This window comes from Lysinibacillus parviboronicapiens (assembly GCF_003049575.1).
In the GTDB taxonomy this organism is placed as follows: Bacteria; Bacillota; Bacilli; order Bacillales_A; family Planococcaceae; genus Lysinibacillus; species Lysinibacillus parviboronicapiens.
This window is the reverse complement of sequence record NZ_PYWI01000005.1, coordinates 156,495-168,204: the sequence shown is the minus strand read 5'-3', so window position 1 is coordinate 168,204 and position 11,710 is coordinate 156,495. Positions and strand designations below refer to the sequence as shown.

The following is an 11,710-nucleotide window of genomic DNA, read 5'->3' as shown; positions in this document are numbered from 1 at the left end:
TGTAATTTAAATTCATTCGAATAGGTGCAATTTTTTCTTGGCATACAAAAATCCCCTTTAAGTAAAATGTTATCTACAGCGTACTGTAGTTTTTTTAACATTGTCTACTTAAAGGGGATAATATCAGGGTAAGTTTTTTTCTTTCCATCAACTTTTTCTCCTCTTTCGCACGTCTAGTAGTTGTATACAATGAAATGATTAAATACGCCACAGTGTAATTTCGTCCAGATTTTTACTTGAGCTTGCCAACACTCTCAAAAAATCTGTGACAAATCCGCCGAAAGCATGAACTTGTTTCAGATGGCGCATTACTACCACTGAATCGATAGCTTATGGTATTCATTTCAACACTCTATATAGAGTGGAACTTCAGCTGAATTAAGTTATAAAGGAGCTTCTTTAGACATGAAAACAAGAAATGCATTTCAACATGAAGAGGTGTTTGTCCAGTTTATTCGTGAACAGAAAGAGCGTTTTTATTTGCTCGCGTATAGCTACACAAAGAATGAACAGGATGCCCTCGATGTTGTACAAGACAGTATTCAAAAAGCTATGCTTTCTCTCGACCGCTTAGAAAATGTGGATTATATGAAAAGCTGGTTTTACAAAATTGTTGTTCGTACGGCAATTGATTTTTTACGCAAGCATAAACGCTTACAAGTGACAGACGATGACACCATGCAATATTTAACACCTGCTCAAGAGGATGTCTACGAAGACGTAGACTTGGAGCATGCCTTAGAAGAATTGCCTCAGATGTATCGTGAAGTTGTTATTTTGCACTATTTTGAAGATTTAAAGCTCGCAGATGTTGCCAACATACTTGACATTAAATTGAGTACAGCCAAATCGCGGCTTTATAAAGCGTTAAAACTACTAAAAATACAATTGCAAGATGTGAAGGGAGTAACATCACATGGATAAAAAATTAAAAGAATTAGAAAAACACTATAATAACGTACCGATACCGAAGGAGCTAGATTTCATCGTGGAGAATGCATTAAAACAAGGGAAAAAAAAGAAAAAGAATCGAACACCACAATGGTTACTTGGCTCTGCGGCTGCCGCTATGCTGTTTACAGCTAGTTTAAATGTTAGCCCTGCAATGGCACGTACACTTGCTGACATACCTGTTGTCGGTAGTGTTGTAAAAGTTTTAACGTGGACAGAATATGAAGTTGCCGAAGACACATACGATGCGAACATTAAAGTACCTTCTATTGAAAATTTAGAAAATAAAGATCTTGCCAATACATTAAATGAAAAATACCGTTCAGAAGGTAAAGCACTTTATAATGAATTTATAGCAGATGTTGGAGATTTAAAAGCAAGTGGTGGCGGTCATTTAGGCGTAGATAGCGGCTATGAAATTAAAACGGATAACGATGAGATTTTATCGATTGGTCGATATACCGTTAATACAGTTGCTTCTTCTTCAACTGTTATGCATTACGACACGATTGATATACAAAATGAAATTTTAATCACATTACCAATGCTCTTTAAAGATGATAGTTATATCAATGTGATTAGTGAAAACATCAAGGAGCAAATGCGTGCAGAAAGCGCAAGTGAGGCAGACAAAGTGTATTGGATCAAAGATGCTGGTATTGCTGATGAGGAACTTTTTGACGAATTTACGAGCATAAAAGCACAGCAAGAATTCTATATTTCTGAAAAGGGAAAACTCATGATTTCCTTTGATAAATACGAGGTCGCACCTGGCTATATGGGTGTTGTTGAATTTGAAATACCAACAGATGTCTTGCAAGATAAACTTGTTAGCAATAAGTATATACATTAATAGAAAGCACTATCTCAATTTACATGAGATAGTGCCTTTTTCATTACTTATAATCCTTCAACTTTTTGTCTAAGCTATATTGTATCAATATATGTTAGAGGGTTTTCATATGAAAAACGTAGGATCAATTAGTATATTACATGTTATCTTCCTATCAATGACAGTTATTGGCTTAAAAAATCATGTAACCATTCTCCCCCCACTGTTAGATGTTGCAGGAAGAGATGGTTGGTTATCGGTGATTATTGCGGCTTTCATTATATTCTTTTGGCTATTTTTATTAGTTTATATTCAAAAAAAGACGAAGCAAGATCCTCTAAAAGATTGGCTAGAGCAAAAGATTGGGAAAGTTAGCGCTAGAATTATTATTTATTTTACTGTGGGTTTTTTAGTCATCATGACAGCCTTTACGATGGTCGAAACATTGCAATGGATAAATACCACTTTCTTACCACAAACACCAGTCATTCTATTGTTATTTATTTATACAATCCTCTGTATACTACTCGTTACTACAAGCATACAAACTATTGTTATTTTAAATGTGTTTGTGTTATTTGGCGTAGTAGTCTTAGGATTTTTTGTTGCCTTTACAAATATGCAAGTGAAAGACTACTCATTACTACGGCCATTTTTCGAACACGGTTTTCAACCTATTGTCAAAGGCTTGATCTACCCCGCATCCGGATTTGTGGAGCTAATAATGCTGTTGTTTCTACAGCATCAAATTAAAGGACGTATCCGTTGGTATCATTTTACCATCATACTTATTATTTTAATGGGGCTGACAATGGGGCCATTAATTGGAGCCATTACTGAATTCGGACCTAGTGAAGCTGCAAAGCAACGGTATCCGGCCTATGAGGAATGGGGACTTGTGACAATCGGACGCTATATCGAACATCTTGATTTTTTCTCTATTTACCAATGGCTAACAGGTACATTTATACGCGTCAGCTTCATTTTATACATTGTAGCAGATTTGTTAAAAATGACCGGTGATCCAAAGCGCATATGGAAATTTCTCGCTCCACCCTTCTTCTTCCTGTGTTTACCGCTTATGATGTTGAATGAAAACATATTTTTAAAGGTTAAAGGGAATTATATACTGACAACTACTTTTATTTTCTTTTTACTTTTATCAATTTTATTTGTAATTGTTGCTTTCATATCAGATAAGGCATCTAAGAAGGTTAAACCACATAAACAAGAAATGGAAAGCGGTGAATCATAATGCCCCAGGTGGAGAAGGCTATAGATTTAAACACCTTGAAACAATTATTCCAAAAATCTGCTGATATTGATTTTCAAGAATATACATTTTCGCACCATAAAGTGCAGTTCATTACTTGTAATGCGATGATCGATCAGCAATTACTCAATGAAGTCATTATTCAACGTGTGCAATATTTTTTCAATAAATTAGCTGATGAGTCGATTGCCGAGAGCGTCATTACACAATTGCACATTCCAAATTTAAAGCAAGTAACGGATAAAGCAGAGGCCATTTCACTTGTTTACACAGGGTATCTACTGCTTTTCTTTGAAGAAGAATCACTTTTATATGCTAGTAATATTGCAAAAAAACCAAATCGAAATCCCGAAGAGACAAGATTGGAAGTTCTGGTCAAAGGTCCTAGGGATAACTTTATTGAAGATATTTCGGTAAATATCGCACTATTACGCAAGCGTCTCCCTACTAATTCTTTATGTGTGGAAAAAATGGATTTAGGCGCACGCTCAAAGACAACGGTCGCCATTCTGTACTTTGATGATATTGTGGACTTCAACATTTTACATGGCATTAAGAAGCAATTAGCAGCGGTAGATACTGACATTGTATTTAGTGGCGATTTATTGATGGAACGAATCAATAAAAACTCAAAATTATTCCCGAAATTCGATTATACCGGACGGCCAGATTATGCGATTCAAGCATTAGTGAGAGGACGTTTCATCATTTTCGTAGACGGTGTAGCGTATGCCATGATTACACCGGTTAATTTATTTTTACTGTTAAAGTCTGCAGAAGATAATGAGTATCCCGTAATTTTCAGTTCTCTTGAACGTGTCTTACGGATTGTTGGTATCTTAATCGGCTTGCTTTTACCAGCTTTCTGGTTAGCTTTAACGACTTTTCACCAGAACCAGTTACCACTACAGCTATTAGCAACGGTCGTACAAGCAAAAACAGGCCTTCCACTACCTTCATCACTTGAGATGCTCATTATGCTACTAATGTTTGAACTGTTTCGGGAAGCAGGCTTACGACTCCCCTCTGTTATTGGTGGCACAATTAGCGTCGTTGGTGGATTAATTATTGGTGATGCAGCCATACGGGCAGGTGTGACGAGCCCAGAAATGATTGTGATTATTGCTGTTTCTACAATTGCATCATTTACGCTTGTTAATCAGTCGCTTGTCACCACCATCAGTATACTAAGAGTCATCTTTATACTGTTGAGTGCCTTCTTAGGTTTATTTGGATTCTTCATTTCAATTTATTTTACACTGCTATACCTATGTAATACACGAATATTCGGTTACTCTTACATGAACCTTGCTGGAGATTTAGATTGGGCAACCATCAAAAAATCCATCTTTCGGGTATCACCAAAAGGCTATGTAGAGCGTCCTAAGCCACTTGCGCCACAAGATAACACTCGTACTTCTAAAAGCGGAGATAAAAAATGAGAAAAAAGTTTTTCTTACTTTTATTACTTGTCGTTACATTACTTTCTGGTTGTTGGGATGTGTCCGAGCCTCAAAGAATGTATTATATTCATGGAGTCGGTATTGATTTCAAGGATGATGAATATGAAATATTCATGCAAATTATCGACTTTTCAAACGTTGCTAAATCTGAGCAACCGAATCCAAATCCAACACAGGCTGAGATAGGACGTGCGAAAGGTAAAACGATGGAGGAAGCTCTTTTTAAATTATATCGTTCCATCGATCAAAAAGTATTTTGGGGACATATGACCTACCTTATTTTATCGGAGGAGGCCATGAAAAGTGAGCATGCTGTACCAATTATCGATAGCTTTTTACGTCATCGGGAAACAAGATATCAAATTTGGGCTTATTGCACACAGGAATCCATTGAAGAAATTCTCTTAATAACACCTATCATAGATAAATCGCTAACAGCATCCAAACTAAGTAACCCACTCAATTCAGATGCCCAAGAATCATTTGTTGAACCGGTTAATTTACGAAAGTTAATCATAGGGTTGAATGAACCAAGCCATGAAGTGAGTATCCCATTAGTGACCATAAATAAAAATTGGCAAACTGCAGACCAGTCTTCCGAGGAAACTGCCTTGACAGGTGTTGGCATACTTTCAAAAGATGGTTTTAAAGGCTTTATTAAGGATGATGCTGCGAGAGGTATGCAATGGATGAATAATAAAACAAAAAGAGGACAATTAACCTTTAAATTAGATGGTGAAGAAAGAGATTATTTAACGACAACATTGAAAAAAATTGGTGTAGACATTCATCCAATTGTCAAGAACGATCAGGTGACGTTTGAGATAGACCTCAAATACGATGTAACCGTTAATGGCTTTAAAGGTAAAATATCAGTGGACCAAATCAGAAAGAAAACAATACAAGAAGTCAAAAAGGAAATAAAAGCAACCTATGAGGAAGCATTGAAAAAAAATACTGATATTTACAATCTTTCTGAAGCACTCTATCGCGAAGATGTGAAAACATGGAAAAAATTACAGAAAGATAGGAAAATCAATTTAACATCTGATACGATTAGCAAAATTGATGTCCATGTAAATAAAGTGAATCCTGGACGAAAAACATTTGACGAAACGATCAATGAATGATTGCAACTAGAAAACAAGGGGCTATCTACCAAACCCCTTGTTTTTGGTGAGTCGTTGTAGCTGACTTTTGCTTCCCTTTCCACAGACTGTCCAGTAGTAGTCACTTCTTTTAATCTTGTGGGTCTGGTTTGTTGAGCAGGAGTGACGCAAAATCTGTTCTTTATCAGGCAAGGTTTTATTACGTCATATCAACAAATTCCTGCATGGTTTGTTGTCCTTGCACTTTTCGAAACTGGATATGGTGAAGCTTAGCAAAAATGCCGTTTTGCGCAACAAGTTCATCATAAGTACCATCCTCTTCAATCCCATTTGGTGTCACAACAAGAACACGGTCAGCATTACGAATGGTAGCAAGACGATGCGCAATAATTAGCGTTGTCCGATTAGCTGCAAGTTCTGTTAAAGACTGCTGAATAATCATTTCGGTTTCTGTGTCCAACGCTGAAGTTGCTTCATCCAAAATTAATATTGGCGGATTTTTCAAAAACATACGGGCTATTGCCAGGCGTTGCTTCTGACCGCCCGATAATTTTAAACCACGCTCGCCGATTTGTGTATTATAGCCATCTGGAAGCTCTGCAATAAAGGTCTGTAAATGCGCTTTTTTTGCAGCTTCTTGAATTTCTTCTTCACTTGCATCTAATCGACCATAGGCAATATTTTCACGAATAGTACCTGTAAATAAAAAGACATCCTGCTGCACGATGCCAATTTGTGCACGCAATGAGGCTTGTGTCATATTACGCACATCCATACCATCAATTGTAATCGCCCCACTAGTGACATCATAAAATCTCGGAATAAGAGAACAAATCGTCGTTTTCCCTGCTCCTGATGGACCAACAAAAGCAATCGTTTGTCCAGCACGAACGTCAAATGAAATATCATTTAAAACAGATTTTGACGTGTCGTAATTAAAATGTACATCTTTAAATGCTATATCACCACATAAATGTGTGACTGCCTGTGCGCCTTCTCGATCTTGCACTTCAGGTTCCTGTTCCACAAGCTCACGGAAACGTTTAAAACCTGCCATACCTTTCGGGTAAAGCTCTAGTAATGCACTAATTTTGTCAATTGGTTTGATGAGAACATTTGTATACAAGACAAAACTTACTAGCTCTCCGTAAGATAATTTACCATTAAAGCTTAACCAAGCCCCGACAACAAGGACTACCAAAGTTAATAAACGCGTCATCATATAAATACTTGAGTGTGTCCCTGACATAATTTTATAAGCATATAATTTTGCTGAGCGGAATAGCCCATTTTGTTCTTTAAAGCGCTCCATCTCAAATGCTTCATTTGTAAATGATTTTACAACGCGTATACCAGACACACTATCTTCCACACGACCATTGACATCGGCAATCTTACCGTACATCGTTTTCCATGCTTTGTTCATTTTCACATTACTGAAAGTAACAAGCCAAGTTAAAAATGGCACCATGATGGCTGCAATCAGTGCAAGTGTCGGATTCACATTGAACATAATAGCGAAAGCTCCAAGGAACGTCATGACTGCAATAAACAAATCTTCCGGCCCGTGGTGGGCAAACTCGCCAATATCAAATAAATCGTTGGTAATACGACTCATAATATGACCTGTTTTGGTATTATCGAAGAAACGGAATGACTGACGTTGCACATGGTTAAATAATTCTTGGCGCATATCCGTTTCAATATTAATCCCGAGTTTATGCCCAAGATAGTTAACGATAAAGTTTAAGGCTGTGCTCAGTGCATACACCAGCAATAATAATACACTGACGTTGACAATTGTGCCCCAATTGCCTGTTGGCAGTAGATCGTCTATAAACCACTGAACAGCTAAAGGAAAAGCCAGTTCTAAAATGGCCACAATAATCGCGCTCGAAAAGTCGATGACAAACAATCGTTTATGTGGTTTGTAATATGAGAAAAATTTTTTATACATGTATGTCTCCTCTCTAAGTTGTAAAAAATTTCACTTATCATTTAATAGTATCATTTGTTAGAACTGTTCGGAAAAATATTTTCAATTTATTGCTATATTTTCTTTTGCTTTTCACCGCACACATGATATAATTCTTTGTAAGAGAACTGAATAGCTTTTGACAATTTTGTCAAGGGGGAGTAGCTAGCAGATGTGAGCGATACATCTGGTTTCACATTCGTCATTACATGGCACTTGCCATCGGGTGTGATAGCAAAACCATCTACGCTTTTGTATAGATGGTTTCTGTACCGACAGCTTTAGCAACAATTACAAAGATGTTTGTCTAAGAGACAGATGTTATTTGTACCGAAAGCATCGTCACAGGTACGAAATATTTATCTGGAAAAATGTCAGATAATTGCTTAGCAAGACCTTTGCCTATTTTTTAGGCATGGGTCTTTTTCTTTTGCCTAAAAAATAAAAAATTGGTAGAAAGCAATATATTCTATTCTTTTCCAATCATAAAGGAGGAAACAAATTTGGAAGCAATATTATTAGAATACGCATGGGTACTTGTCGTATTAATCGTTCTTGAAGGCTTGTTAGCTGCAGATAATGCGGTCGTAATGGCAGTAATGGTAAAGCATTTACCTAAACCTCAACAACAAAAGGCATTATTATATGGTTTAGTTGGTGCCTTTGTTTTCCGTTTTGCGGCATTATTCCTAATTACTGTACTTGTTAACTTTTGGCAAATTCAAGCAATCGGAGCTGCTTACTTATTATTCATGTCCATTAAGCATATTTATGATTCTCGGAAAGCCTCTCAGGAAACCGAAGAAATTAAGGAACCGAAAAAACAATCTGGCTTCTGGATGACTGTTGTTAAAGTCGAACTTGCTGATATTGCCTTTGCTGTCGATTCTATTCTAGCAGCAGTTGCGATTGCGGTTACACTACCACATTTAGGTAATTTTGATATTGGTGGTATTAATGCTGGGCAGTTCGGTGTCATGTTCTTAGGCGGTATTATCGGAGTTATTATGATGCGATTTGCTGCACGTTGGTTCGTTCGCGTCCTTGATAAATTCCCATCACTTGAAACAGCAGCCTTCTTAATCGTTGGTTGGGTTGGTGTGAAGCTAGCTGTACTAACATTAGCGCATGAAAAACTAGGTGTGATTCCACACGAATTTCCACACTCAACGCTTTGGAAGGTCACTTTCTGGGTTGTACTAGTTGCTATTGCTTTAGGTGGTTACTTAGTAGGTATCAAAAACCAAAAGAAAAATGCATAATTATATAGTGAAAACATTCGCCTCGACAAATCGTCTTGGCGAATGTTTTTCTATATGCATCATTGACAAAGCTAATGTACGTTCAGAATCTTTTCTTACCATCATTCGTATACATACTATGACGTTATTTTACAAAAGAAAGGACCATGCAAAATGGCGTATGCCAATCGAAATCAAAAGTTAAATAAAATACTCAAACACTTTACCTTTATGTGGGTATTGACTGTAGTAGGTATGCTTGTTGCGACTCAATTGCCCCCTGCAATGGTAATGCCTTTATCAATTATTTGTATTATCCTACTTATTATTACCTGCTTTGTTCGAAGCATGAAGCTCGCTCATTCGATTATGTATTCTATCCCCTTTTTAATGGGTATTTTACTTTTTTGGACAACACAATTCTACATTGGGCAACTAGGGCAACAATTCGTTTTACTTGTTTTTGGCGCAACCGTTGTCATCTTCATAGCACTGGCACTCATTGGCATGCTGATGAATAAAGATATTTCAAATTGGGGAAGCTATTTATTCACTGTGTTGATGGTGGTACTTGTATTTTCCATTATTTTTATATTCGTCCCTGTCAGTAATATGGTTGGGCTTATCATCGCTGCAATCACTGTACTACTATTCAGTATCTATACGGTGTATGACTTTAACCAAATTCGGCATAATCATGTGTCAGACGAGGCAGTCATTGGTATGGCATTAAATCTTTATCTGGATTTTATCAATTTATTTACCAATCTGTTAGAACTTATTTGGCGCTTAAAAAATCAGTTTGACTAAATATTCTAATTGAGAACCAATATCAATTGTTTTTTGCAGTGATTACGATGAAAAACAATTTTTTTGTACGACAGCCTATATTCACTATATACTAGAAGAGTAAGTAGAAGGTATTTACTACTAAGGGAGGAAAACTTTTATGTTATCTGAAAAACTACACAAAGCACTGAATGATCAAATGAACTTTGAATTTTACTCTGCACATGCCTATTTGGCAATGGCAGCATACTGTACGGATGAGGCCTATGACGGTTTTGCCAATTTCTTTTTAGTACAGGCTGAAGAAGAACGCTTCCATGCCATGAAATTTTATAATTTTTTAAGTGATATGGGCTACCGTGCAACTATCTATGGTTTTGAAAGTCCAGATAATAATTTTGATTCTCTTTTAAATACTTTTAAATCTGCGCTGAAGCATGAAAAAGAGGTCACGCGTCGCATTTACAACCTCTCTGATATTGCATTAGACGAGCGTGAACACGCAACAATGGCATTTTTAAGATGGTTTATTGACGAGCAAGTAGAAGAAGAATCTACTTTCGATACATTAATTCATAAAATTGAACGTATCGAAAACGATTCAAATGCGATTTTCATGTTAGATGGCGAATTAGCAACACGTACCTTTACACCTGCAACTGAAGCCTAGTAACTAAGCACTAAAGTATCTTTTACTTTTCTTCAAACCTAAAAGGCTTACCACAGCGATTATGCTTATGGTAAGCCTTGTCATTTACGGCAATCTAGATATGATAACACTTGCCTTTTATTGAATTGCTGATTAGCAAGGCATTCACGCCTTGCGTCGTACAATTTACGCTCTTCGCTCATACGGCTTCACCGCTTCACTCGCTTTGAAATTATAAACAGGTTTAATGATTTTTAAAATATCAACTGTATCTTCGATAACTGAAGTTATTTCACTCATCGGCTTATAGGCCATTGGAGCTTCATCTAGTGTCTCTTCGTTTACAGAAGTTGTCCATATTCCCTGCATCGTTTCTTTAAAATCATCCATATTCAGCGCTTGTTTTGCGACACGACGAGAGTACATACGTCCAGCTCCATGTGGCGCAGAACAATTCCACTCAACATTCCCTTTCCCCATACAAATAAGTGAGCCATCTCGCATATTCATTGGAATAACAAGTTTTTCTCCTGCATCGGCACGCACCGCTCCCTTTCGTAGCGTCATTGTATCCGTATCTATATAATTATGAATCGTGTCAAACGTTTCTGTAAAATCCCAAGCCATGTGTTTAGCAATTGTCTCGGCAATTGTCCAACGATTCATGCGTGCGTATTGCTGGGCAATTTTCATATCATGTATATAATCATTAAAATACTCGCCTTCTAAATAGGCTAGCTCTTTTGATACTTTCGGATTTTGCTCTTTATAAGCCTGAATCATCGCTTGAATTTCCTGTGCACGCCCCTGATTTTTGAAGTCATTAATTTTTTCTGTTAAATCCTCACGACGTAACGTTTCATAGGCACGTTTTTGATGCCAATTAGCAATCTTTGCCCCAACATAACGAGAACCTGTATGGATTAATAAATAATGAGTATCCAGATCATCCTTTGCAAGTTCGATGAAATGATTACCACCACCGAACGTACCAAGGGATAAATTCGTGTAATCATCCTTTAAGCCACTTGCGATGAATTGTTTTCCCTCAAATTCAGCAAAACTACGTGCAGGTACTACTTCTTGATGAATCTCTTGTCCGCTCGGAACAAATTCTCGAATCGTCGCATCGAGCTTTGCAAAATCGATCTTTGACTCCTTAATTTCTGCGACAAAAACACCACAACCAACGTCTACCCCCACCAGATTAGGTACGACACGGTCTTTTAGTTGGATTGTTGTGCCAATGACACAACCTTTGCCTGCATGATAATCGGGCATAATACGTACCTTTGTCCCAGCCATAAAAGCTTGATTTGTTAATGCCTGTATTTGGTCAATGGCTGTTTGAAGCGGCGTCTGTGCGTAAATCTTCGCATCCGTGTAGTGTCCTTTAATATGAATCATCACATTCCCTCCTTATCTACT

General features: G+C 37.1%; 10 protein-coding genes. 8 read left to right on the top strand and 2 right to left on the bottom strand.

Features of this window, described 5'->3' with window-relative positions:
• Nucleotides 1-405: 405 nt before the first annotated feature.
• The 5 genes from sigV (at nucleotide 406) to C9J35_RS07190 (ending at nucleotide 5,649) form a co-directional block, all read left to right on the top strand.
• A complete protein-coding gene (gene sigV / locus C9J35_RS07210) occupies nucleotides 406-924 on the top strand; it encodes an RNA polymerase sigma factor SigV (protein ID WP_054770081.1) in 519 nt (172 codons plus the stop codon).
• Nucleotides 917-1,804 (top strand): anti-sigma-V factor RsiV, encoded by an 888-nt coding sequence (gene rsiV, locus C9J35_RS07205; RefSeq protein ID WP_107923984.1) that lies wholly within the window; start codon nucleotides 917-919, stop codon nucleotides 1,802-1,804. Before sigV ends, rsiV begins: the two co-directional genes overlap by 8 nt.
• A 109-nt stretch (nucleotides 1,805-1,913) precedes the next feature.
• The gene (locus tag C9J35_RS07200; protein ID WP_107923983.1) at nucleotides 1,914-3,038 is read left to right on the top strand and encodes an endospore germination permease; all 1,125 of its coding nucleotides are present in this window, start codon (nucleotides 1,914-1,916) and stop codon (nucleotides 3,036-3,038) included.
• Complete coding sequence (locus tag C9J35_RS07195) at nucleotides 3,038-4,498, top strand: spore germination protein (protein WP_107923982.1); 1,461 nt, start codon at nucleotides 3,038-3,040, stop codon at nucleotides 4,496-4,498. Before C9J35_RS07200 ends, C9J35_RS07195 begins: the two co-directional genes overlap by 1 nt.
• Nucleotides 4,495-5,649, top strand: a complete 1,155-nt coding sequence (locus C9J35_RS07190) for a Ger(x)C family spore germination protein (protein ID WP_107923981.1) — start codon at nucleotides 4,495-4,497, stop codon at nucleotides 5,647-5,649. Before C9J35_RS07195 ends, C9J35_RS07190 begins: the two co-directional genes overlap by 4 nt.
• A 178-nt stretch (nucleotides 5,650-5,827) precedes the next feature.
• On the opposite strand, the gene C9J35_RS07185 is transcribed toward C9J35_RS07190, so the two are convergent.
• Complete coding sequence (locus tag C9J35_RS07185; protein WP_107923980.1) at nucleotides 5,828-7,585, bottom strand: ABC transporter ATP-binding protein; 1,758 nt, start codon at nucleotides 7,583-7,585, stop codon at nucleotides 5,828-5,830.
• 521 nt (nucleotides 7,586-8,106) lie between these two features.
• On the opposite strand from C9J35_RS07185, the gene C9J35_RS07180 reads away from it, so the two are divergent.
• From C9J35_RS07180 to C9J35_RS07170, 3 genes are all read left to right on the top strand, one after another.
• Nucleotides 8,107-8,865, top strand: coding sequence for a TerC family protein (locus C9J35_RS07180; RefSeq protein ID WP_107923979.1), 759 nt, complete (start codon nucleotides 8,107-8,109; stop codon nucleotides 8,863-8,865).
• 153 nt (nucleotides 8,866-9,018) lie between these two features.
• A complete protein-coding gene (locus C9J35_RS07175; RefSeq protein ID WP_107923978.1) occupies nucleotides 9,019-9,654 on the top strand; it encodes a Bax inhibitor-1/YccA family protein in 636 nt (211 codons plus the stop codon).
• Between the two features lie 139 nt (nucleotides 9,655-9,793).
• Nucleotides 9,794-10,303: a ferritin gene (locus tag C9J35_RS07170; protein ID WP_107923977.1), complete on the top strand. Its 510-nt coding sequence runs from the start codon at nucleotides 9,794-9,796 to the stop codon at nucleotides 10,301-10,303.
• A 165-nt stretch (nucleotides 10,304-10,468) separates the two neighbouring features.
• Here the strand turns inward: C9J35_RS07170 and C9J35_RS07165 are convergent, their stop codons facing one another.
• Complete coding sequence (locus tag C9J35_RS07165) at nucleotides 10,469-11,689, bottom strand: RtcB family protein (protein WP_107923976.1); 1,221 nt, start codon at nucleotides 11,687-11,689, stop codon at nucleotides 10,469-10,471.
• Between the last annotated feature and the right edge of the window lie 21 nt (nucleotides 11,690-11,710).

Bases quoted from the DNA above. Each gene is read 5' to 3' on its own strand.
- C9J35_RS07170 (WP_107923977.1), top strand. From the start codon at position 9,794: ATGTTATCTGAAAAACTACACAAAGCACTGAATGATCAAATGAACTTT.
- C9J35_RS07195 (WP_107923982.1), top strand. From the start codon at position 3,038: ATGCCCCAGGTGGAGAAGGCTATAGATTTAAACACCTTGAAACAATTA.
- C9J35_RS07200 (WP_107923983.1), top strand. From the start codon at position 1,914: ATGAAAAACGTAGGATCAATTAGTATATTACATGTTATCTTCCTATCA.
- C9J35_RS07175 (WP_107923978.1), top strand. From the start codon at position 9,019: ATGGCGTATGCCAATCGAAATCAAAAGTTAAATAAAATACTCAAACAC.
- C9J35_RS07190 (WP_107923981.1), top strand. From the start codon at position 4,495: ATGAGAAAAAAGTTTTTCTTACTTTTATTACTTGTCGTTACATTACTT.
- sigV (WP_054770081.1), top strand. From the start codon at position 406: ATGAAAACAAGAAATGCATTTCAACATGAAGAGGTGTTTGTCCAGTTT.
- rsiV (WP_107923984.1), top strand. From the start codon at position 917: ATGGATAAAAAATTAAAAGAATTAGAAAAACACTATAATAACGTACCG.
- C9J35_RS07185 (WP_107923980.1), bottom strand. From the start codon at position 7,585: ATGTATAAAAAATTTTTCTCATATTACAAACCACATAAACGATTGTTT.
- C9J35_RS07165 (WP_107923976.1), bottom strand. From the start codon at position 11,689: ATGATTCATATTAAAGGACACTACACGGATGCGAAGATTTACGCACAG.